17 protein-coding genes are annotated in these 23,154 nt (G+C 74.2%); 12 read left to right on the forward strand and 5 right to left on the reverse strand.

The window, feature by feature from the left end; genetic code table 11:
* Positions 1 to 158 precede the first annotated feature (158 nt).
* From ACFZDL_RS39650 to ACFZDL_RS39660, 3 genes are all read left to right on the forward strand, one after another.
* Entirely contained in the window at positions 159 to 1,691 is a 1,533-nt protein-coding gene (locus tag ACFZDL_RS39650; protein WP_353591695.1) for a hypothetical protein, read from the forward strand.
* Between the two features lie 176 nt (positions 1,692 to 1,867).
* The gene (locus ACFZDL_RS39655; RefSeq protein WP_391193720.1) at positions 1,868 to 2,803 is read left to right on the forward strand and encodes a hypothetical protein; all 936 of its coding nucleotides are present in this window, start codon (positions 1,868 to 1,870) and stop codon (positions 2,801 to 2,803) included.
* A gap of 110 nt (positions 2,804 to 2,913) precedes the next feature.
* Positions 2,914 to 7,944, forward strand: a complete 5,031-nt coding sequence (locus ACFZDL_RS39660) for a hypothetical protein (protein ID WP_353591694.1) — start codon at positions 2,914 to 2,916, stop codon at positions 7,942 to 7,944.
* A 181-nt stretch (positions 7,945 to 8,125) separates the two neighbouring features.
* Here the strand turns inward: ACFZDL_RS39660 and ACFZDL_RS39665 are convergent, their stop codons facing one another.
* Entirely contained in the window at positions 8,126 to 8,545 is a 420-nt protein-coding gene (locus ACFZDL_RS39665; protein ID WP_353591693.1) for a hypothetical protein, read from the reverse strand.
* Between the two features lie 363 nt (positions 8,546 to 8,908).
* Here ACFZDL_RS39665 and ACFZDL_RS39670 point away from each other — a divergent pair, with 363 nt between their 5' ends.
* The 5 genes from ACFZDL_RS39670 (at position 8,909) to ACFZDL_RS39690 (ending at position 13,680) form a co-directional block, all read left to right on the forward strand.
* Positions 8,909 to 11,851, forward strand: a complete 2,943-nt coding sequence (locus tag ACFZDL_RS39670; RefSeq protein WP_353591692.1) for a nitrate- and nitrite sensing domain-containing protein — start codon at positions 8,909 to 8,911, stop codon at positions 11,849 to 11,851.
* Positions 11,848 to 12,273, forward strand: coding sequence for a roadblock/LC7 domain-containing protein (locus tag ACFZDL_RS39675; protein WP_311726776.1), 426 nt, complete (start codon positions 11,848 to 11,850; stop codon positions 12,271 to 12,273). Before ACFZDL_RS39670 ends, ACFZDL_RS39675 begins: the two co-directional genes overlap by 4 nt.
* A 15-nt stretch (positions 12,274 to 12,288) precedes the next feature.
* Positions 12,289 to 12,684, forward strand: coding sequence for a DUF742 domain-containing protein (locus ACFZDL_RS39680; RefSeq protein WP_353591691.1), 396 nt, complete (start codon positions 12,289 to 12,291; stop codon positions 12,682 to 12,684).
* A complete protein-coding gene (locus ACFZDL_RS39685) occupies positions 12,665 to 13,258 on the forward strand; it encodes an ATP/GTP-binding protein (RefSeq protein WP_353591690.1) in 594 nt (197 codons plus the stop codon). The genes ACFZDL_RS39680 and ACFZDL_RS39685 overlap by 20 nt, the downstream gene beginning before the upstream one ends.
* 140 nt (positions 13,259 to 13,398) lie before the next feature.
* Positions 13,399 to 13,680 (forward strand): metal-sensitive transcriptional regulator, encoded by a 282-nt coding sequence (locus tag ACFZDL_RS39690; protein ID WP_353591906.1) that lies wholly within the window; start codon positions 13,399 to 13,401, stop codon positions 13,678 to 13,680.
* Positions 13,681 to 13,763: 83 nt separating this feature from the next.
* On the opposite strand, the gene ACFZDL_RS39695 is transcribed toward ACFZDL_RS39690, so the two are convergent.
* Both ACFZDL_RS39695 and ACFZDL_RS39700 read right to left on the reverse strand, forming a co-directional pair.
* The gene (locus ACFZDL_RS39695; protein WP_353591689.1) at positions 13,764 to 14,963 is read right to left on the reverse strand and encodes a lipid-transfer protein; all 1,200 of its coding nucleotides are present in this window, start codon (positions 14,961 to 14,963) and stop codon (positions 13,764 to 13,766) included.
* The gene (locus tag ACFZDL_RS39700; protein ID WP_353591688.1) at positions 14,960 to 15,418 is read right to left on the reverse strand and encodes a zinc ribbon domain-containing protein; all 459 of its coding nucleotides are present in this window, start codon (positions 15,416 to 15,418) and stop codon (positions 14,960 to 14,962) included. Before ACFZDL_RS39700 ends, ACFZDL_RS39695 begins: the two co-directional genes overlap by 4 nt.
* A gap of 138 nt (positions 15,419 to 15,556) precedes the next feature.
* Here ACFZDL_RS39700 and ACFZDL_RS39705 point away from each other — a divergent pair, with 138 nt between their 5' ends.
* The 4 genes from ACFZDL_RS39705 (at position 15,557) to ACFZDL_RS39720 (ending at position 19,704) form a co-directional block, all read left to right on the forward strand.
* Entirely contained in the window at positions 15,557 to 16,609 is a 1,053-nt protein-coding gene (locus tag ACFZDL_RS39705) for an ABC transporter ATP-binding protein (RefSeq protein ID WP_353591687.1), read from the forward strand.
* A gap of 128 nt (positions 16,610 to 16,737) precedes the next feature.
* Entirely contained in the window at positions 16,738 to 17,910 is a 1,173-nt protein-coding gene (locus ACFZDL_RS39710) for an ABC transporter substrate-binding protein (RefSeq protein WP_353591686.1), read from the forward strand.
* A gap of 1 nt (position 17,911) precedes the next feature.
* Positions 17,912 to 18,844, forward strand: coding sequence for an ABC transporter permease (locus tag ACFZDL_RS39715; RefSeq protein ID WP_353591685.1), 933 nt, complete (start codon positions 17,912 to 17,914; stop codon positions 18,842 to 18,844).
* 47 nt (positions 18,845 to 18,891) lie between these two features.
* Positions 18,892 to 19,704, forward strand: a complete 813-nt coding sequence (locus ACFZDL_RS39720; RefSeq protein WP_353591684.1) for an ABC transporter permease — start codon at positions 18,892 to 18,894, stop codon at positions 19,702 to 19,704.
* Between the two features lie 36 nt (positions 19,705 to 19,740).
* On the opposite strand, the gene ACFZDL_RS39725 is transcribed toward ACFZDL_RS39720, so the two are convergent.
* Entirely contained in the window at positions 19,741 to 20,547 is an 807-nt protein-coding gene (locus ACFZDL_RS39725; protein WP_353591683.1) for a M15 family metallopeptidase, read from the reverse strand.
* A gap of 62 nt (positions 20,548 to 20,609) precedes the next feature.
* Entirely contained in the window at positions 20,610 to 23,126 is a 2,517-nt protein-coding gene (locus ACFZDL_RS39730; protein ID WP_353591682.1) for a glycoside hydrolase family 31 protein, read from the reverse strand.
* Positions 23,127 to 23,154 lie beyond the last annotated feature (28 nt).

The following is a 23,154-nucleotide window of genomic DNA, read 5'->3' on the forward strand; positions in this document are numbered from 1 at the left end:
CTGACGGCCGACGGCCGACGAGGACGGGTCCGAGCAGTGGCCCGACGGGTCTCCGCACAGCGTCTGGGGACGCGTCGTAGACTGATGGATCCGTCCACGCGCCCGGCCGCTCCGCGCCGTTTCGTCCGTTGTCGGTGCGAGCGCCTAATCTGTGCGACGTGACTTCTCCACCGCCTGGAGCCGCCGCGCCCCAGCTCAACGGGTACGCCGGGGCCGCACGCCCGGCCCCGGGTCCGGCCGCAGACGAAGGCCTGGCCCGGCGGCTGCGCGCGCTCGCCTGCACCGCGCCGCTGCACGACCTCGACGCGCGCAAGGGCAGCCTCGCGGGCGAGTACTCGGTGTACACGATGGCGGAGGTCGCTCTCGCCGCCATCGACCTCGTCACGCTCAACATGGACTTCGACACCGGCGCCGACCACGACCAGATAGTGGCCAGGCTGCTGCCCCGCGTCGCCGCGCAGGCCCCGGACCGGCCCGTCGCCGAGCACGAGCGCGTCGCGCGCTGGGTGCTGGAGAACCTGATCAACGTCGGCAGTGTGGACCGCGGCTTCCGCGCCGTGTACGGCACGTTCGGCCCCGACGGCGTCTATGTGCGCCGTGACTACGACTTCAAGCTGGTCGAGGAGGTGCCGGGGCCCGGCGGCAGCGTCTATCTGCGCACCACCGACGAGGCGGTCAACGTCCTGGTCGGCGCGCTCGACACGGACGTCACCAGCGCCCAGATCGCCGCCGAGGTGAAGCTGGAGGTGCTGATCAGCCGCGGCCGCCTGGCCGACGCCCAGCTCGCCGCAGAACAGGCCCGCTACCGCACCGTGCAGTACTCCGAGACGCTGCGCCGCACCCTCGACGCCACCCGGCGCAACGTGCGCGCGGTCGACTGGCTGCGCACGGTCCCCGACCTGATCAGCGAGGCCCTGGACCACGTGGCCGACCGCTACCGCCATGAGAACGCGATCCTGACCAACATCCGCAAGGCCCGCGACGAGGCGGAGAGCGCCGAGAACAAGCGCCGCGCCGCCGAGCTCGTCGACATAGTCAAGGACTGCATCCGCCGCCACACCCAGCTGCAGTCCCGGCTGCTGGAGGCGGGGCCGCTCTTCCGCGCCGAACAGGACCGCCAGGCCTTCGCCACACCGGCCGCGCACGCCGGACTCGACCTGTACGGGCAGCTCCTCGCGCCCGTCCTGCCGCTGCCCGTGGACCGTGCCCTCCGCGTCACCGACGCCTTCTTCGCCCGCGGCACGGGCTATCGCACCCCGACCTCCGTGCGCGTCGGCGACCTCGTGGACATGCTGCTGACCCCGCCCGTGGAGCGCGAGCACCTGGGCGCGGAGATGCCGGAGCCGGACCTGATCGCCACCCCCGACGACAGCCGCTTCAGCGAGGAGCAGCTGGCGGTCGCCATGCAGCTGCTCGACCTCCCGGCCGACGCCCCCCGCAGGCTCTCCGGCCTCCTGGCCGACGCCCGCCGCCGCGACCCCGAACTCCCTTACCTCATCGCCCTGCTCGCGGTCCACGCCGCGAGCCCGCCCGTCGGCACCGCCTATCGCCAGGGCGAGGAGCGGCTGCTGTTCGCCGTCGACGACGGCACCGAGCTGGACGACCCGGAGTTCGGCGGCGCCGACCTGATAGTGGGGATGGCGATGCTGGACGCGGCCGGGATGGCGGCGGACCGCGCGGAGGTGGCGTAGTGCCCGCGCCGTGCGGATACCGCGGGGCGGATCGTGGCGGCCCCGGCGCCGCCGCGCCGCGCCGGGCAGCACCTTCCACCGCGCAGGCGAGCGAGCAAGCCGGCGCCGGCCGGCGCCACCGGATCCACCGCGACACGCGGCCCTGACCAGGCCGCAGCCCACAAGGAGCTTCACCCGTGAGCGAGTACGACCCCACAGACGGCACGCAGCCCGACCTGACGTCCTCGGCGCAGAGCGCGCCCGGCGTGTCGGGCGTGTCGAGCAGGTCGGACGCGGCGGAAGGTGGCCCCCTCACGCCCGCCGACGCGGCCGACGCGGCGCGTCTGGTCGCCTTCGGGCTGCAGCCGAAGCTGCTGCCCGCCCGTGACGTCGAGTACGCCGAACTGCTCCGCCGCCACCGCGACGACCCGGCGTTCGCGCGGCTGGCCGACGCCGTGGCCGCCGGGCTCGGCCTGATCGTGCTCGAGGTCTCCACCCGGGCCGGGATGGCCCTGGCCGCCGCGGAGGACTCCGTCTTCGCCGTCCGCATGGGCGACTACGCCCGCCGCGCCTCCACCGACTCCGCCGACCGCTTTCTGCACGGCCTCGCCCATCTCGCCGTCGCCGCCATGGCCTTCCCGCGCCCCGAGGACCTGGCCGACGACGGCTACATCGGCCGGGTCACGGTCAACGGCATCGACGCCTTCGTACGGCAGGCCTGCCGCCGCCTGGAGCAGCGCGCCGAGGAGCAGGGGGAGAACACCGACCCGGCCACCGACGCCCCCGGCCTGGAGGCAGCCTGGCGGGTGTACGCGCGGCGCAGCGCCACCGGCGCCACCAAGGACGCGCGGCGGCTCGCCGGTTCGACGACCGGCATCGTCGGCAAGGCCGTCGCCTTCCTCGTCGACTCCGGCTTTCTGCAGCGCACCGGGGACGACGCCGGAGGCGCGTACCGCACGACCGCCCGCTACCAGCTGCAGGTGCGCGACATGGCGGGCAGCGCCGCCATGGCCGAGCTGCTCGAACTGGGCGTCGTGCCCATGAGCGACGGCAGCGCGTCGCTGTTGCCGCCCGACGACAGCGACGACCTGGACCTGGTCGCCGACGCGGGTCTGCCGTTCCACGCGCCCTGACCAGGCACCATCCGACCCCGCTTCCCGGCCGTCCCCCTGTTCCGCCCCTCCCCGCCCCGATCCCGTTCCCGACTTCCTGACCGCCTTCACGACAACGAGAGTCCGCCGCCATGTACGAGCTGTCCCGGATCCGCCTCTACTCCATCGGGCCGGCCGGTGCGCGCTATGCCGACACCGTGCTGGACCTGCGCGGAGTCGGCGAGCCGGTGCCCAGCCCCGCCCCCACCCAGGCGGAGTTCTTCGAGGAGGAGCCCGTCGGCCCGCCGCGGCGTCCCGCGCCCGCCGGCGTGCTCTTCCTGGAGAACGGCGGTGGCAAGTCCGTCCTGCTCAAGCTGATCTTCTCGGTGATGCTGCCCGGCCACCGCAACACCCTGGGCGGCGCCAGCTCCGGCGTGCTGCGCAAGTTCCTGCTCGCCGACGACTGCGGGCACGTGGCGCTGGAGTGGCAGCACACGGTCACCGGTGAGACGGTCGTCGTCGGCAAGGTCAGCGAGTGGCGCGGCCGCCAGGTGTCCAACGACCCGCGGAAGTTCGCCGAGGCGTGGTACTCCTTCCGCCCCGGACCGGGGCTGAGCCTGGACTCCCTGCCGGTGGCCGAGTCCGCGGCCGTGCGGCCCCTCGTCGAGGGCGCCTCCACCGCTCGCGGCCGCCGCCGCACCATGAAGGGCTTCCGCGACGCCATCACCGAGGCGGGCAAGGCCTATCCGCACCTCGACGTGTCCTGGGTGGAGATCCACGAGCGCTGGAACGAACACCTCGGCGACCTCGGGCTCGACCCCGAACTCTTCCGCTACCAGCGGGAGATGAACGCGGACGAGGGCGAGGCAGCCGGCCTGTTCGCCGTCAAGAACGACTCCGACTTCACCGATCTGCTGCTGCGCGCCGTCACCGACACCCGCGACACGGACGGGCTCGCCGACCTCGTCCACGGCTTCGCCCACAAGCTCGGCCGCCGCGCGGAGCTCACGGCCGAGCGCGACTTCACGGCCGGCTCGCTCGACCTGCTGTCCCGCATCGCCGACGCCGCGGAGCGGCGCGAGCAGGCCCGCGGGGTGCACGCGGGCGCCGAGCGCCGCACCCGCACGCTCGCGAGGCGGCTGTCCGCGCGCGGCGCCGAGGAGCGCGAGCGCGCCGCCGAGCTCGCCCAGCAGGTCGCCACCGCCGCCCACGCCGTCACCGAGGCGGAGGGGGCGCGCGGGCGCAGCGCCCTGGTCGCCGCGGAACTCGCCTACCGGCACGCCTCCCTGGCGCTCGCCGCCGCGGAGAAGGGCGCGGCCGCGCAGCGGCGCGAGATCAACGACGCCCGCACCCTGCACTCCGCGTGGCAGGCCGCCGAGACGGTGCTGCGCCACCGCGCCGCCGCCGACCGCTCGGCGCGCGTCGCCGCCGCGATCCGCGAGGCCGAGCGGGACGCCGCCCCCGCGCTCGCCGCCCGCGCCAAGGCCGCCGCCGATCTCGTACGGGCCCTGCACGCGGCGGCCGAGGACGGCGAGCGGCTGGCCAACGAGGAGGAGGAGCGCTCCGCCGCCCTCCAGGAGACGGGCGAGGTCGCCCACCGCGACGCCACGGCGGCCGCCACGGCCGCCCAGCGCGCCCGCAGCGAGGCCGAGCACCTGCGGCAGCGGCTCGCGGAGGTCGAGCAGGAGACCGCCGAGGCGGTGCGCGCCGGCTGGCTGGACGACTCCGCCCCCGACGCCGACCCGGCCCGCGCCGCCCTCGCCGCCAGCGACGCCGAGAAGACCGCCGTCGCCGCCTGGGACGCCGCCCGCGAGGCCGCCCGCCGCACCGCGGACGCCGCCAAGGCGACCGCCGCCGAGCAGTCCCGCACCGAACTCGCCGCCGCCCGCGCGGCCGACGCGGCCGGCGCGGCCGTGGCGGCGTACGACGCGGAGCGCCGCGCGGCGGAGTCGCTCGGCTCCGAACAGCGCCTCGTCGAACTCCTCGGCCTCCCCGCGGCCACCCCGTCCGTCCCGACCCCGCGCGCCGGGCGCCCGTCGGCGGCCGAGGCCGGGCGGCCGAGCCGGGTGACGATGCGCGTCGACGACCTGGACCAGCCGCACCCCACCCACAACACCCCAAGCCACCCCGCCCGCTCCCTGCCCGCCGACGCCCGCCCACCCGGCCGCGTCTCCGCCCACGTGGACGAGGCGGAGAACGGCGCGCGGCCGGCTGACACCCCGTATACCCCGCCGGCCGTCGACCCCGACGAGCGCACACAGCCCGCCGACGAGGGCGAGGACTGCTGGGACCCCGAAGCGGGCGAGCCCGCCACGGCTGACGGCGACGGGAGCGGCGAAGGCCCGGCAGACAAGGCCGCCGCGCGCCGGGGCGTGACCGGCGGGCGGCGGGACGCCGGCGGCGATGGTGGCGCGCCGGCGGAGGGTGGCGGCGTGCGGCGGCCGGCCGGTGACGGGCCGCTGAGCGCCGAGGAGCTCGACCGGAACGCCGACGCGCTGCGGGAAGTGCTCGACGAGAGCGTCGCCTCCGCCGAGCGGCACCTCTTCGACCTGCGTACGGCCGCGGCCGACGACGCGCGGATCCTCGGCGCGCTCGGCGACGGCGGGCTGCTGCCGCCGAGCCCCGATGTGCTGGCGGCGGTGGAGTACCTGGGCGAGCACGGCATCCCCGCGCTGCCCGGCTGGCGGTATCTGGCGCAGGCCGTGGACCCCGTCGACCACGCCGCGGTGCTGGCCGCACGGCCGGAGCTGGTCGACGGGGTGGTCATCACCGACCCCGACACGCACGCGCGGGCGCGCGAGGTGCTGGGCACGGCGTCGCTGCTGCCGCGCTCCGCCGTGGCCGTCGGGACGGCGGCCGCGCTGCTCGCGCCGACGCCGTCGCCCGGGGCGCAGGACAGCGGGGTGTTCCTGGTGCCGCCGAACCCGGCGATGCACGACGAGCGGGCCGCCGACGACGAGCGGCGGGAGCTGCGGGCGCGGGCCACCGCGCGGGACGAGGAGATCAGGGCGCTCGCGGCCCGGCTGGCGGGGGACCGGGCGCTGGCAGCGCGGCTGTCGGCATGGCGTACGGGCTGCCCGCCCGGACGGCTCGCGGAGCTGGCGGAGGCGGCCGAGGCGGCTCGCGAGGCGGCGGACGCCGCGCAGCGGGAGCTGGCGGAGGCCCGTACGGCGAGGGCGGAGGCGGACGAGGCGGCCGGCGAGGCGGCCCGGGTGCGCGACGAGCGGCAGGAGGCGGCGCAGCGGGCCCGCCGGGCGGCCGACGCGCTGGCGGGGCTCGCGTTCCGGCTGCGGGAGCGCGCCGCCTGGCAGACCAGGCTGCGCGAACTGGCCGACGAGGCCGCGGAGTACGAGGAGCGGGCCGCCGCCTGTGTGGACCGGGCGCGCGCGGCGGACGAGGACCGGCGCGCCGCCCAGCGCGCGGCCGACGACGCGCACCGCACCGCCCGCGCCCTGCGCGCCGAGCGCGCCGAGATCGCGGGCGCCCCCGACGACGTGGCGGACGGCGCGCCGCCCACCGCCTCGCTGCCCGCGCTCCGCGAGGCGTATCGCGCGGCCTCGCAGGTGTACGAGAAGGTCGGCGTCGGCGCCGATCTGCGCGCCGAGCAGGCCCGCGCGGAGAGCGACGAGAGCGCCGCGCTGGCCGCCCTGGACCGGCTCACCAACAAGGTCCGCACCCGCGCCGCACAGCTCCTGGAGAGCACGGACGGCGCGGACGGCCCGTCCCGCCAGGCGGCCGCCGCCCGCGCCGAGTCGCTGGTGCACATGCTGGAGGCGCGCGCGTCGGCGGCGAGCGAGCAGCTGGGCCGGCTGCGCGGTGAGGCGGAGCGGCTGGCGCCCGAGGACGGCGAGGCGCACACCGAGCTGCCGGAGGGGATGGTCCCTCAGGACGCCGAGCAGGCCAAGGAGCTGCTGCGCACGGCGAACGCGGAGCTCAGCACCCGTACGGACGCGCTGGAGACCGCCCGCACCACCCACAGCGAGCTGCTGCGCGCCCACCGCGCCGCCGAGGACGCGGCGGGCGGCTTCGAGGAGACCGCCGCCCTGCTGCGGGATCTGCTCCGCGACCACCAGGACGCGGACGGCGAGCAGCAGCCCGACGCGTACGCCGGGAGCCTCGCGGAGGCCCGGCAGGCGGCCGCCGAGACCCGCCGCTCGCTGCGCGGCTGCGCGGGCGACCTCTCGGCGGCCGAGGCCGCCGTCCGGGAGGCGAGCGATGTGCTCGTACGGCACGCCAACGCGACCCGTTACGAGCAGGTGCGCACCCCCGCCCGGCAGCAGATCCGCGAGCTGCCCGCGTCCGCCCTGCCGGAGCACGCCGCGGCGTGGGCCGACGCGTTCGCGCCCCGGCTGCGCGTGCTGACCGACGAGCTGGCCCAGTTGGAGCGCAACCGGGACAGCATCGTGGACCGGCTGCGCGGCCTGGTCGAGTCGTCGCTGGCGACGCTGCGCTCGGCCCAGCGGCTCTCCCGGCTGCCCGAAGGGCTCGGGGAGTGGTCGGGGCAGGAGTTCCTGCGCATCCGCTTCGAGGACCCGGACCAGGCGACGCTCGCCGAACGGCTTGGCGAGGTCATCGACGAGGCGACCCGCTCCGCCGTGCGGAAGAACTCCGACCTGCGCCGCGACGGCATGTCGCTGCTGCTGCGCGGTGTGCACGCGGCGCTCCAGCCGCGCGGCGTGGCCGTCGAAATCCTCAAGCCGGACGCGGTGCTGCGCGCCGAGCGGGTGCCGGTCGGGCAGATGGGCGATGTCTTCTCCGGCGGCCAGCTGCTGACCGCCGCCATCGCCCTGTACTGCACGATGGCGGCGCTGCGCAGCAACGACCGGGGCCGGGACCGGCACCGCCACGCGGGCACGCTGTTCCTCGACAACCCCATCGGGCGCGCCAACGCGACGTATCTGCTGGAGCTGCAGCGGGCGGTCGCGGATGCGCTGGGCGTCCAGCTGCTCTACACCACGGGCCTGTTCGACACGACGGCGCTCGCCGAGTTCCCGCTGGTCATCCGGTTGCGCAACGACGCGGACCTGCGCGCGGGGCTGAAGTACATCAGCGTCGAGGAACACCTGCGGCCGGGACTCCCCGAGCGGGACCCCGAGGACGGCCAGGTCCACGGCCAGATCACGGCGACCCGAATGTACCGCCGCCCGGACGCCCCCACCGGGGCGGAGGCCCCGGTCGGGTAGCCGGGTCCGCGCCGCCTATGGATACGGCGGGGCCTGCGGCTGTCGTCGGGGAGAGTCACCGTCGCCCGCCCCAGCCGTCACGCCGCCGCGCCGTGCGCCGTCACGCGGCCCCGCCACACCACGCGACCCCAACGCACCCCGCCGCGCCCCACCGCATCACGCACCGCATCACCCCACCGCATCACGCCGCCGCCCCGCGCGCCCGCCCGCGCTCCGCGGGGCGCGGCGAGCCGACCGGGCCCGCCTTGCGGGCCCGGCGGCGCTGCCGGCGCAGCTGCCGCGCGGTGCTGCTGGGCCGGGACACCACGCCGTAACGCTGGTTCCACACCTGCCGCGTCACCCATACGTCCAGCACGCCCCAGGTGGCCAGCACCGTGCTGCCCACCGTGGTCAGCACCGAGGGGAACGCCAGCCACGAGCCCGCCAGCGCGCTCAGCACCGCGATCATCGCCTGCACCAAGGTCACCGCGACGATGATGACCGCGCGCACCGCCGCCGTACGGACCGGATCGGGCAGCCGGCGCCTTCGGGCCGGCTCCTCTGTCCACAGCGGTCGAACCGCGCGCTGCGGGATGTCGCGATCCTTGTCCATGGCGTCCATGAAGCCCCTACACCTTTCAGCGGCTGCCCAGGTCCTGCGGTTTCAAAAAGCGGGACATGGGTCGTATTCCCCCTTAGTGTGCCCCCTCAGTGCACGAATAACAGCGGCGGTAGGTTCCCCCAGAGAGGGGAAATCCAGCCAAGGGTTGACTCATTCCAGCCTGTCGAAGTCAGCAAAAGAGGGTCGGGCGGCGGGGGGTAAGTCAGCCCATCACCGGACAACTCGTGATGGCGCCGGGGGGACCGGTCCCGGCATCAAGCGGACAGGCCTTCGAGTTGTCGAACGGGCAGTAGTAGGCTCGCGCCGCTTGTTGTCGGAACTCGAACACCGCCCCCGTACAACGGGGTTGACGTTGGGGAGGCCATGCGCTTTCGCGGGAAATCGATCCGCCGGAAGATCGTGGCGCTGTTGCTGGTGCCACTTGTCTCGCTGACGGCAATCTGGGCCTTCGCTACAGTGATCACCACTCGTGAGGCGATTCGGCTCCTGGACGCCTCCGACATCATCGACAAGGCCGGTCAGCCGGCCGAGGAGGCCGTTCACGCCATTCAGAAGGAGCGCCGGCAGACCCTCGTCCTCCTGGCCGATCCGCGCCAGGCCGACGCACTTCCCGTGCTCCACGCGCTGCAGCGCAAGACCGACGAGGTCTTCGGCGTCCTGAGGGACGCCGCCGCCGACAGCGATGTGCGCGACATGATGAACTCCGAATCGGAGGATCAGCTCTCCGCCATCCTCAAGGCCGCCGAGGGCCTGGACGGCCTGCGCCGCAAGGTGGAGGACCGCGGCACCAACCGCGCGGCAGCATATGAGTATTACAACAAACTCGTCGACCTCTGCTACACCTTCCGCAGCTCGCTGCACGCCGTGCCCGACACGGACCTGGACAAGCAGGGCCGTGCGCTGGTCGCCATGATCCGTGCCCGCGAGGCGCTCTCCCGCGAGGACGCGCTGTATGTCTCGGCGCTGACGGCGCGCAAGATGACCCCGGAGGATCTGCACGCGATCTCCGACCTCATCGCCGAGCGCAACCTGCTCTACGAGACCAACCTGCCGATCCTGCCCGCCTCCGAGCAGAAGATCTTCTCGGACTACCGGCGCAACAACGCCGCGCCCGCCGCCCTGCGCCTGGCCGAGGGCAAGCTCATGGCCTCCACCAAGCCGTCCGACGCGCTCCGCGCCCTGGACCGGAAGCACTGGGAGGCCGCCGCCCAGCCGATGCTCAACGACTACGACCGGCTGGGCAAGGACGCCACCGACCGCCTCCAGAAGCGCATCGACCCGGTGGCCGACGACGTCATGCTCAGGGCCGGTGCCGCCGGAATCCTCGGCCTGCTGGCCCTGCTCGTGTCGATCTTCGTGTCGTTCAGGATCGGCCGCAGTCTGATCCGGGACCTGTCCCGGCTGCGCAAGGACGCCCAGGAGGCCTCCAGCGTGCGGCTGCCGAACGTGATGCGCCGCCTGGGCGCGGGCGAGCAGGTCGACGTGGACACCGAGGCGCCCCGCCTCGAGTACGGGCAGGACGAGATGGGCCAGGTCGGCCTGGCCCTCAACACCCTGCAGCGCGCCGCCGTCGAGGCGGCCGTCAAACAGGCCGAGCTCCGCCAGGGCGTCTCCGACGTCTTCGTCAACCTGGCCCGCCGCAGCCAGGTGCTGCTGCACCGCCAGCTGACCCTGCTGGACGCGATGGAGCGGCGTACCGAGGACACCGACGAGCTCGCCGACCTGTTCCGCCTGGACCATATGACCACCCGTATGCGGCGGCACGCCGAGGGCCTGGTCATCCTCTCCGGCGCGGCCCCCTCCCGGCAGTGGCGCAAGCCGATCCAGCTGATGGACGTCGTCCGCGCCGCGGTCGCCGAGGTCGAGGACTACGAGCGGATCGAGGTCCGGCGCATGCCGCGGCTCGCCGTCAACGGCCCGGCGGTCGGCGACCTCACCCACCTCATCGCCGAGCTCCTGGAGAACGCCACCGTCTTCTCGCCCCCGCACACCGCCGTCCAGGTGCACGGCGAGCGGGTCGCCAAGGGGTTCACGCTGGAGATCCACGACCGGGGCCTGGGCATGACCTCGGAGGCGCTGCTGGAGGCGAACCAGAGGCTCGCCGAGACGCCGGAATTCGAGCTGTCCGACACCGACCGGCTCGGCCTGTTCGTGGTCAGCCGACTCGCCCAGCGGCAGGGCGTACGGGTCTCGCTGCAGCCTTCCCCGTACGGCGGTACCACCGCGATCGTGCTGATCCCCTCGTCCCTGCTCACCGACACCGGCGAGACGGGGCAGGAGGCCGACGACGCGTACGAGAGCGCCACGTACGAGACCGGCACCTACGAAAGCGGCCGGGAGCGCGGGGTCTCCGACATCAGGCTGGGTCCTGACAGCAGGCTGCAGGCCGTCGAGGAGGCGCCGGTCTCCTTCTCGGACTTCTCCGACCGGGCCGGCCGCAAGGTGTCGGTGGTCGACGGACCGGTCGAACTCGAGCCGTCCGCCGCGCCGCTCGCACAGGCCGGTGCCGAGGACGTCGTGGAGGACGACGACGAGGCGGGCGCCATCTTCCGCGCCCGCGGCCTGTCCCAGACGCCGCCCGCGGCCGCCAGGCCCACCGGGCCCGTGCCGCACCAGCGGATGCCCGAGGAGCAGCACCAGGAGGCGCAGCACCAGCAGGCGCGGGACGGCGTGCCGGGCGGCCGGGACCAGGGCCCCGCGCCGCTGCCCCGCCGCGTCCCGCCGGTGCTGGTCTCCGACCACGGCCGCCCGGTGCGGGGCGCCCCGGGCGGCGGCCGGCACGCCCGTCCGCAGCAGGGCGGCGGCCAGCCGCCCCGGGACGGCGGACAGCCGGCCCGCTCCCAGAGCGGTGCACAGCAGGCCCGTCCGCAGAGCGGTGCGCAGCCGTCCTGGGCCCAGAGGGAGGGCCGTTCCGACGGCCCGGGCCCGGACGACGGCCAGGGCAGGTCCGCGTCCCGCAGCGCGGGCCGCGGCCCCGGTCCCGGTCCCGAGCGGCAGGCGCGGACGGCCTGGAACGGGGAGCGCACCAGACCGGAGCGCCCGGTGCCGGCCCAGCGGTCGGCGTCCGGTCTCCCCAAGCGGGTGCGGCAGGCCAGCTTGGCACCCCAGTTGAAGAACGACCCCGCTCCGCAGACCGAGGCGGACCGATACCCTGCCGAGACCGACCCCGAACGCGACGCCGAACAGGCGAGGGCCACCATGGCCTCGCTGCAACGGGGATGGCAGCGCGGCCGGCGCCAGACGGCCACTGGGAACGGCGGGGCCGACACAGCACCTGGAACGACATATGAGGGGGACGGTCGATGACCGCACCGCACGCAGCACGGAACGCCTCGCCGAGAGCTTCGGGCGAGCTGAACTGGCTGCTCGATGAACTGGTCGGACGCGTCGGCAGCATCCGCAAGGCGCTGGTGCTCTCCGGGGACGGCCTGCCCACCGGCGGATCCCGTGACCTGTCCCGCGAGGACGGCGAGCACCTGGCGGCCGTGGCCTCGGGCTTCCACTCCCTCGCCAAGGGAGTCGGCCGTCACTTCGACGTCGGGCGGGTCCGCCAGACCATCGTCGAGCTCGACGACGCCTTCCTGTTCGTCACCGCGGCCGGCGACGGCAGCTGCCTGGCGGTGCTCGCCGACGCCGACTCGGACGTCGGGCAGGTGGCCTACGAAATGACGCTGCTGGTCAAGCGGGTGGGCGTGCATCTGGGCAGCGCGCCGCGATCCGGCGGGTAACGGGGGAGGGGGGAGATGACCGCAGACGGCGAAGGCGACGCCCGCTGGTTCGACGACGCGGCGGGACCGGTGGTCCGGCCCTACGCGATGACACGGGGTCGCACCCGCAGCGCCGCCGAGGGGAAGCTCGACCTCATCGCGGTGGTCGTCGCCGACAGCGTCACTCATGTGTCCGTCGCCGACCAGACGTTGTCCCCGGAGCACATCGACATCGTCGAGATGAGCCGGGACTCCCCTCAGTCCGTCGCCGAGCTGGCGGCCGAACTCGACCTGCCGGTCGGCGTCGTCCGGGTGCTCATCGGGGACCTGTTGCACGCGGCACTCGTCCGAGTGTCCCGGCCCGTACCTCCGGCGGAACTGCCGGACGAGAGGATTCTGCGCGAGGTGATCAATGGTCTACGGGCACTCTGACCTGGGCCGCTCTCCTGTCAATGACCCGATCACGCTGAAGATCCTGGTGGCGGGCGGGTTCGGCGCGGGCAAGACGACTCTGGTGGGCGCGGTGAGCGAGATCAAGCCGCTGCGCACCGAGGAACTGCTCAGCGAGGCGGGTCGGCCGGTCGACGACATCGCGGGGGTGGAGGCCAAGACGACCACCACCGTGGCCATGGACTTCGGGCGCATCACGCTCCGCGAGGACCTGGTGCTCTATCTGTTCGGCACCCCGGGACAGGACCGCTTCTGGTTCCTGTGGGACGAGTTGGCGACGGGCGCGCTGGGTGCCGTCGTCCTCGCCGACACCCGACGGCTGGAGGACTGCTTCGCCGCGGTCGACTACTTCGAGCGGCGCGGCATCGCCTTCACGGTCGCCGTCAACTGCTTCGAGGGCGCCACCCGCTACCCGGAGGACGCGGTGCGCGACGCGCTCGACCTCGATCCGGGCACACCGGTCATCCTGTGTGACGCCCGGGAGCGGGAATCCGCCAAGAACGTGCTCATCTCGGTCGTCGAGCACGCGATGATGGCCTCCGCGGCCAGGCGCTAGAACGGGCGCCGCCAGGTCGGCGTCCGGTGATACGGCCCGTACCCCGCCGTCCGGGGTGCGGGCCGCGGTGTGTCTCGGGTCTTCCCCGGCCGGGCAGGTCGCCCGCCGGGTATCTGGTAGGAGGGGCTGTGGAGCCGGAACTGGAGCTGGAGCTGGCGGCCGAGGAGCTGACCGCGGTGCTGAACCGGCTGCGCCGGGCCCAGGGGCAGATCGCCGGGGTCGTCAGGATGATCGAGGAGGGCCGGGACTGCGAAGAGGTGGTCACCCAGCTGGCGGCCGCGTCCAGGGCGCTGGACCGGGCCGGGTTCGCGATCATCGCCAGCGGTCTGCAGCAGTGCCTCGCCGAGGAGAACGGCGCCCGGCCGCAGACACGGGAGCGCACGCGGGCGCGGCTGGAGAAGCTGTTCCTGTCGTTGGCCTGACGCACGGCACGCGCGCGGACGGTGATCACCGGCACGCGCGGCACCCCAGGCGGACTGCGCGGACACGACACGCGCGGGAGGGCTCAGCGAACCGCGATCACCGACGACCCGTGCCCGAACAGCCCCTGGTTCGCGGTGATTCCGGCCCGCGCCCCGGCCACCTGCCGCTCCCCGGCCAGGCCCCGCAGCTGCCAGGTCAGCTCGCACACCTGGGCGATGGCCTGCGCCGGGACCGCCTCGCCGAAGGACGCGAGGCCACCGCTCGGGTTGACCGGGAGCCGCCCGCCGAGCGCGGTGGCGCCCGAGTTCAGCAGCTTCGCGCCCTCCCCGGCCCCGCACAGCCCCAGGTCCTCGTACCACTCCAGCTCCAGCGAGGTGGACAGGTCGTACACCTCCGCCAGTGACAGGTCCTCGGGCCCGAGCCCCGCCTCCTCGTACGCCGCCCGCGCGATGGCGGCCCGGAAGCTGTCGGGCTCGGGGTCCAGGGCGGCCGCCGCCGAGTCGGTCGCGATGTCCGGCAGGTCCAGCGCGGTGCGCGGATAGCGCGGGGTGACGGTGGAGACCGCGCGGATCCGCACCGGCCGCCGGACGCCGTGCCGCTGGGCGAAGTCCACGCTGCTCAGCACGAGCGCCGCCGCCCCGTCGGAGGTCGCGCAGATGTCCAGCAGGCGCAGCGGGTCGGCGACGACCGGGGAGGCGGCGACGTCCTCGGCGCTGACGGCCGTGCGGTAGCGGGCGTGGGGGTTGGCGGCTCCCGCGGCCGCGTTCTTCACCTTGACCCGCGCGAAGTCCTCGGGCGTGTCGCCGTATACGGCCATCCGGCGGCGGGCCCAGAGCGCGAAGTACGCGGGGTTGGTCGCGCCCAGCAGCCGGAAGCGCAGCCAGTCGGGGTCGTCGGGCCGGTCGCCGCCCGCAGGGGCGAAGAACCCCTTGGGCGCCGCGTCCGCGCCGACGACGAGGACGGTGTCCGCCAGGCCGGCCAGGATCTGGGTGCGGGCGGTGTTGATGGCCTGCGCACCGGAGGCGCAGGCGGCGTACACGCTGGTCACGCGCGCCCCCTGCCAGCCCAGCGCCCGCGCGAAGGTCGCGCCCGCCACCTGCCCGGGGTAGCCGCACCGCAGGGTGTTGGCGCCGACCACGGACCCGATGGCCGGCCAGTCCAGGCCGGCGTCGGCGAGCGCGGCGCGCGCGGCCACCGTGCCGTACTCGACGAAGCCGCGGCCCCATTTGCCCCAGGGGTGCATCCCCGCGCCCAGCACCGCCACCTCGCCGCCGCCGGTCATGGCCGCACCTCCCCATCAGAACTGACGGGCCGCCAGTTCCAGGTGGTCCAGATGTGCTCGGCGTCCTCGTTCAGCACCCCGGGCACGGCCTCGACCTCCATCCCCACGGCCAGGTCGGCCAGGGTCACCCCGGGCGCGCCCTGCCCGAGCACCACCATCCGCTCGGCCGCCAGCTCCACGGCGATCAGCGTGTACGGCCGCCACTCGGTGTCCGGGTCGCTGACGTACGGCGCGGGCGGCCGGTAGCGCCCGTCGGTGTACGACCAGACGCGGCCGCGCCGGGACAGCGGCACCTCGTCCAGTTCGGTGCCCGCACAGCCGGGGCTGCGGCAGAAGGAGTCCTCGCGCGGGAAGAACACCGAGCCACAGGCCCGGCACCGCGTCCCCAGCAGCCGGAACTCCTCGCCCTCGGTGGTGAACCACCCGGGGACCACCGGGGTACGGGTGCGCGGCACGACGCCTCCCAGAAAGCCAAGTCGATTAACTGACGGGACGTCAGAAGTGTGGCACAGCGGCCGCGGGGCACGTAACCCCGGTACGAGGGCGCCTCCCGGCACGGCCGGGGCGCGTGATCGACAGCCGGGAGGGCCCTCATGACCCCCATGAAGGGAGCAGGCGTGGCCATGACGGAAGCGGCGGTCCGGCTGGTGGCCGTGGTCAAGGACTTCGGCTCCGTACGGGCGGTCGACGGCGTCGACCTCTCCCTCGCCGACGGCGAGTTCTTCTCCCTCCTCGGCCCCTCCGGTTCCGGCAAGACCACCCTGCTGCGCCTGGTCGCCGGCTTCGAGCGGCCCACCACGGGCCGCGTGGAGCTGTCCGGCCGCGATGTCACCGCCCTGCCGCCCCACCGCCGCGATGTGCGCACCGTCTTCCAGGACTACGCCCTCTTCCCGCATATGAGCGTCGAGCAGAACGTCGCCTATGCCCTGACGGTGCGCGGCGTGCGCAAGGCCGACCGGCTCGCCCGCGCCCGCGACGCCCTCGCCACGGTCCGTCTCGACGGCTTCGGGCCGCGCCGCCCCGCCGAGCTCTCCGGCGGCCAGCGGCAGCGCGTCGCCCTGGCCCGCGCCCTGGTCGACCGGCCCGCCGTACTGCTGCTCGACGAACCCCTCACCGCGCTCGACCTCGGTCTGCGGCGGGAGATGCAGACCGAGCTGAAGGAGCTTCAGCGCACCACCGGCATCACCTTCCTCCTGGTCACCCACGACCAGGAGGAGGCGCTGACCATGAGCGACCGGGTCGCGGTGGTCTCGGACGGCCGGATCGAACAGATCGGCCCGCCCGTGGAGGTGTACGAACGCCCCGCCACCGCCTTTGTCGCGGGCTTCATGGGTACCACCAACCTGCTGCGCGGCCCGGCGGCCGTCCGCGTGGTGGGCCGCCCCGGCGCCTACAGCATCCGGCCCGAACGCATCCGCCTGGCCCACCTCGCCGAGCCGCCCGCCGACGGGGAGCGGACCGTGACCGGGCGCATCGCGGACATCGTGCACGCCGGGGCGCACACCCGCTTCACCGTCGCGCTCCCGGACGGCGACCGGCTGACCGTGATCCGGCAGAACCTGGCCGACCTGCCGCGCACCGTCCGCCCGGACGCCGAGATCCGGCTGCTGTGGGACGACAGCGACGCCTTTCCCGTGCCGAGCTGAACCGCGGAGCGACCAGCGCATTTGACCCGGACATGACTTGATGAGGCCTCGAGGCGCTCTGGTGAAGCGGAATCCCCCCACCGATACTGGCGAGATCCCGGACAGCCATGTCGTAGGGGAGGACCAAGATGCGGAAGACATCTGCGGGGAGGTCCGCGGCCGCGGTGTGCGCCCTGCTGCTGGCCGTCACGGCCTGCGGTTCGGACGACGGCGGCAAGCGGGCGAAGGCCCCGGAAAAACTCGGCAAGGGCGAGGGCAAGGTCAACATCATCGCCTGGGCGGGCTACGCGGAGGACGGCTCCAACGACCCGAAGGCCGACTGGGTCCATCCCTTCGAGAAGAAGACCGGCTGCCAGGTCAACACCAAAGTCGCCGGGACCTCCGACGAGATGGTCTCGCTCATGAAGACCGGGCAGTACGACACCGTCTCCGCCTCCGGCGACGCGACCCTGCGCCTCATCGCCTCCGGCGACGCCGCCCCCGTCAACACCAAGCTGGTGCCCAACTACAAGGACATCTTCCAGGGCCTCAAGATGCGCCCGTTCAACTCCAAGAACGGCCAGATGTACGGCATTCCGCACGGCCGCGGCGCCAACCTCCTCATGTACCGCACCGACAAGGTCAAGCCCGCCCCCGACTCCTGGCGCGCCGTCTTCGACGACGCCGACGCCTACCGCGGGCACGTCACCGCGTACGACTCGCCCATCTACATCGCCGACGCCGCGCTGTACCTGATGAAGGCCAAGCCGTCCCTGGGCATCAAGGACCCGTACGCCCTGGACCGCACCCAGCTCGACGCCGCCGTCGCGCTGCTCAAGAAGCAGCACAAGGCGGTCGGGGAGTACTGGAGCGACTACCAGAAGGAGATCACCTCCTTCAAGGGCGGCGACAGCGTCATCGGCACCACCTGGCAGGTCATCGCCAACCTCGCCCAGGCCGACAAGGCACCGGTCAAGGCCGTGCTGCCGAAGGAGGGCGCCACCGGCTGGTCCGACACCTGGATGGTCTCCACCAAGGCGGAACACCCCAACTGCGCCTACAAATGGCTCGACTGGATCGTCTCCCCGAAGGTCAACGCCCAGGTCGCCGAGTACTTCGGCGAGGCCCCCGCCAACGCCAAGGCATGCGCCAAGACCGCCGACCCCCGCCACTGCGCCGTCTACCACGCCGACGACGAGAGCTACTACCAGCGGGTTTATTTCTGGACCACCCCCATCAAGCAGTGCCTCGACGGCCGCAAGAACACCACCTGCACCGACTACACCCAATGGACCAGGGCCTGGACCGAGATCAAGGGCTGAGATGCGAGCCCCCGCGGCCCGCCCCGCCCCCGGTCCCGGCCCCAGCTCCGCCCCGGGCGCACCCTCAGGTGCCCACCCCGCCCCCGGTGCCGCCCCAGGCCCCCGCACCGCCGGCCGGCTGCGCCTCGCGGCCCTGCTCGGCCCGCCGCTGCTGTGGCTGACCCTGGCCTATCTCGGCTCGCTCGGCGTCCTGCTGATCTCCGCCTTCTGGACCACCGACTCCTTCACCTCGGACGTCGTCCGCACCTGGAACACCGACAACTTCCATGAGCTGCTCACCACCCCCGTCTACCGCACCGTCGCGCTGCGCACCCTGTCCATCGCGGTCGCCGTCACCCTCATCGACGCGCTCCTCGCCCTGCCCATGGCGTTCTTCATGGCGTGCGTCGCGGGCCGCCGGTGGCGCCGGCCGCTGCTGGTCGCCGTCCTCACCCCGCTCTGGGCCAGCTACCTGGTCAAGGCGTACGCGTGGCGGGTCATGCTGGGCCAGGACGGCGTCGTCAACGCGGCCCTGGCGCCGCTCGGGCTGCACGGGCCGGGATACGGCAGCACCGCCGTCGTCATCGTGCTGGCGTATCTGTGGCTGCCGTACATGATCCTGCCGGTGTACGCGGCCCTGGAGCGGATCCCCGAACGGGCGCTTGAAGCCTCCGCCGACCTCGGCGCCGGGCCCTGGCGCACACTGCGCTCGGTCGTCCTGCCCGCCGTACGCCCCGCGCTGCTGGCCGGGTCGGTCTTCACCTTCTCGCTCAGCCTCGGCGACTACATCACCGTGCAGATCGTCGGCGGCAAGACCCAGTTGATCGGGAACGTCATCGCCGCACAGGTCACCCTCGACCTGCCCATGGCCGCCGCGCTCTCCGCGGTGCCCGTCGTCCTCATCGTCTGCTACCTGGCCGCCGTAGGCCGGGCCGGCGCCCTCGACTCCCTCTGACACCCTGCCCGCCCCGCCCACTCGGCCTGTTGAAGGAGGTACCACCCGTGCGGCTGTCGCGCACCGCCCGCATCGCCCTCGGCTGTGTCACCGCCGCCGGGCTCGCCGTCGTCTACGCGCCCCTGCTGCTGGTCCTGCTCAACTCCGTCAACTCCGACCGCTCCTTCGGCTGGCCGCCCAGCGGCCTGACCGGCCGGTGGTGGCGCGCCGCGCTGCACAGCGAGGGCGCGCGGGAGGCGCTGCTCACCTCCGTACGGGCCGGGCTCGCCGCGACCGCCATCGCCCTGGTGCTCGGCACCATGGCCGCGTTCGCCGTCCACCGCCACCGCTTCTTCGGGCGGCGCACCGTCTCCTTCCTGCTGGTCCTGCCCATCGCGCTGCCCGGCATCGTCAGCGGCATCGCCCTCAACGCGGCCTTCCGCACCGTCCTGGACCCCCTCGGCGTCGGCTTCGGCCTCTTCACGGTGGTCGTCGGACACGCCACCTTCTGCGTCGTCGTGGTCTTCAACAACGTCGGGGCACGGCTGCGCCGCGTCGCCCCCTCCATGGCCGAGGCCTCCGCCGACCTCGGCGCCCGCCCCTGGCAGACCTTCCGGTACATCACCTTCCCGGCCGTCCGCTCGGCGCTCTTCGCGGGCGGGCTGCTCGCCTTCGCGCTGTCCTTCGACGAGATCGTGGTGACCACCTTCACCGCCGGGCCCGGCACCACCACCCTGCCCGTCTGGATCTACGAAAACCTGGCCCGGCCCCACCAGGCGCCCGTCGTCAACGTCGTCGCCGCGCTGCTGATCGCCCTGTCCGTGCTCCCCGTCCACGTCGCCCAGCGGCTCTCCTCCGACCCGGCGGGCGGACGGCTGTGAGCCGTGCCGCCCCCCGGGCGCGGAGAAACCGCGGCCTCAGTGGCCGCGCAGCGAATGGCGCGAGACCGGGAAATCGAAGTAGGTGTCCGGGAACAGCTCCGGCTTGTAGGTGTAGTGCCACCACTCCTCGGCCAGGTTCACAAAGCCCAGACCCTCCAGCGTGTCCTTCAGCAGCAGCCGGTTCGCCCGCTGCGCACCCTGGATCCGCGGGTCCAGCGTGTGCGAGAGCGTGTCGAAGCAGTCGTAACCGGTGCCCATGTCCACCGAGTTGTCCGGGAACCGCTCGCCCTTCGGCGCGTAGCACGGCACCAGCTCCTCGCCCGGCTCATACGGACGGGTGGGCACGGCGGGCAGCTTCACGATGGTCAGGTCCATGGTGCTGCCCCGGCTGTGCCCCGACTTCTCCGCTATGTAGCCGTCCTCGAACAGCCGCGTCTTGTCGACGTCCGGGTAGAACTCCCCCTTCATCGACTGGTCGTCGAGGTCCTTCGCCCATGCGACGAAGTCGTTGACCGCGCGCTGCGGCCGGTAGCAGTCGTACACCTTGAGCGTGTAGCCCCGCCGCAGCAGGGAGCGCTGCGCCCGGTGCAGCGCCTCGGCGGCCGGGCGGGTCAGGATGCACAGCGGCTCGCGGTAGCCGTCCACGCGGTGGCCGGTGAAGTTGTGCGGGGTGTAGTAGCGGATCTCCTGCAGGATCGTCGGGTCCACGTCGCTCAGCGCCACGAACTCCTTCGGGGCCTTGGGCTCCGTCCGCGCCTGTGCCGGGGCGGGGGAGGCGGAGACGGCCAGAAGGGCGGCGAAGGGCAGGGCGAGCGCGCGCAGCGCGGCAGTGAATCTCGGCATGGGCACCTCAGATATCAGGGCGGCGGGGTCCCGAACAACCCCCGACCGCCCGTTCAGCCCCCTCACCGCCCGCGCCGCCGCTCCCGAGGCACCTGGCCGCGCACCCGCACCGGATACCCGGGCTCCGCCGCACCCTGCCGCTCGACCACCACCTCCCCGTCCCGCAGCCGCGTGGTGAACCGCACCACCTCCGGCTTGTCCCACCCGTCGCCCGGGTCCACGACCAGAATCCCGCCGCGCCCGCGGTCCTGCGCCGGAGCCCACACCTCCAGCTCCACCCCGCCGTCCGCGCCCGCCACCGGCACCACCGCCCCCGCCCGCGCCAGCACCGGGATACGCGACAGCGGGGCGTCCAGCACCACCTGCCCAGGGCCCTCGTACGCCCGGCCGGTCGCCGTGTCGTACCAGCGGCCGCGCGGCAGCCGCACCGACCGCCGCTGCGCGCCCTCCTCCAGCACCGGCGCCACCAGCAGCGCGTCCCCCAGCAGAAAGGCGTCCTCGCAGTCGCGCAGCGCCCGGTCCTTCGGCCAGCGCCACCACACCGGCCGCGCGTACGGAGCCCCGGTGCGCCGGGCCTCGTACGCCAGCGTGACGAAGTACGGGAGCAGCCGCTGACGTTCGCGCAGCGCCTCCGCCGCATGCGTGAGGACCCGCTGCCCGAACTCCCACGGCTCCCGCCGCCCCGCCCATATCGCCGAATGCGTACGGAACAGCGGGAGATACGACGCCAGCTGGAACCAGCGCAGATACAGCTCGGGGGACGGGCTGCCGGTGAACCCGCCGACGTCCGGACCGGAGTACGGCACCCCCGACAGGCCGAGCCCCAGCACCAGGGACAGCGAGGCGCGCAGCCCCGGCCAGCCGGTCGCCACATCCCCCGACCAGCTGCCCCCGTACCGCTGCAGCCCCGCCCACCCCGAGCGGGAGAACAGGAACGGCCGCTCCTCGGGGCGCAGCGCCAGCAGCCCCTCGTAGCCGGCCCGCGCCATCGCCAGGCCGTAGACGTTGTGCGCCTCGCGGTGGTCGCCGCCCCGGCCCTCCAGGGAGTGCCGGGCCGAGCGCGGCAGCGTCGGATCGCCGAAGGCCGCGAAGGAGACCGGCTCGTTCATGTCGTGCCACACCCCGGAGAAGCCCTGCCCCAGCCGCTCCGCGTACAGCCCGCCCCACCACGCGCGCACCCGGGCCTCGGTGAAGTCGGGGAACACCGCCTCGCCCGGCCACACCACCCCGCGCACCTCGCGCCCGCGCGTGTCGCGCACGAACACGTCCTCGGCCGCGCCGCTGTCGTACACCGCGGTGCCCGGCTCCGCCTTCACCGCCGGATCGACGATCGACACCAGCCGCGTCCCGCCCTCCCGCAGCTCCGCCGCCAGCCCGGGCAGATCGGGGAAGCGCGCGGTGTCCACCGTGAACACCCGGTGCCCGGAGAGGTGGTCGATGTCCAGGTGCAGCGCCGACAGCGGCAGCCCCCGCTCCCGGTAGCCCGCCACCACCCGCCGCACCTCCTCCTGACCGCCGAACCCCCAGCGGGCGTGGTGGTAGCCCAGCGCCCAGCTCGGCGGCACCGCGGCCGCGCCCGTGAGCGCCGCCCAGCCCTGCAGCACCCGGGCAGGCGTGCCCACGATCACCCAGTAGCGCAGCGGGCCGCCCTCCATCCGCGTCCGGCAGCCGCCCGGCCGGTCGTGCCCGGACCCCGCGCCCTCCTCGCCCTCCCGCAGGGTGACCGTGCCGTCCCACGAGTTGTCGTGGAACACCAGATGGGTGCCCGCGTCCGCCACCACCAGCTGCACCGGCATGGTCAGATACAGCGGATCGTCCCCCGGCTCGAAGCTGCCGCCCGGATCGGTGTTCCACAGCCGGTACGAGCCGTCCCGCAGCCGCGGCCCGGCCGCCCGCCCACCGAGCCCGAAGAACCGCGCGTCCGCCGCGACCTGCGACCGCTGCTCCCAGCGCGCCGCCACCCCGCCGGCGCTGCCCGGCCCTCGGCCACCCTCCCCGCGCCCGTCGGCCCGCCCGCCGGTCTGTCCATTCGCCTGCCCATCGGCCGGCCCATCGGCCCGTCCAGCGACTGGCCCAGCGGCCGGCCCATGGGCGCCCGCCCCCGGCACGTCGCAGCCCGCCGGCTCCCACCAGCGCGGCGGCAGATCCCGCCGCAGCACCACCCCGCCCGGGGTACGCACCTCCACCGCCCCGTTCCGCGAGACCGTCACCGTCACCCGCTCGGCGACCACCCGCCAGCCGCCCTCCGTGTCCGGCTCAAGACGCACCCGCTCGTCCGCGTCCGGGCAGGGCCCGTCCAGCGCGTACGAGGGCTCCGGCTCGGCACCGTCCCAGCCGCAGAACACCGCGCCGCCCGCGGTCACCCGCACCCGCAGCGAGGACCGAGCGAACCGCACCACCCCACCCCCCGGCTCCGGGTCCGCCCCCTGGACCAGCCCCGGCACCCGCGCGCGTTCCGGCCCGCGCCGCGGCAGCCCGACCGCGTCGGAACGCCGACGCCGCCACGCCGAGCGCAGCGACCTGAGCCCCTGCGCCGTACTGACCACCTTCACCGACCGCACCAGGTCACGCGCATCCATGATGATCACCTTGCCACTGACGACGCCC

It is taken from the genome of Streptomyces sp. NPDC007917 (assembly GCF_042959105.1).
GTDB lineage: Bacteria > Actinomycetota > Actinomycetes > Streptomycetales > Streptomycetaceae > Streptomyces.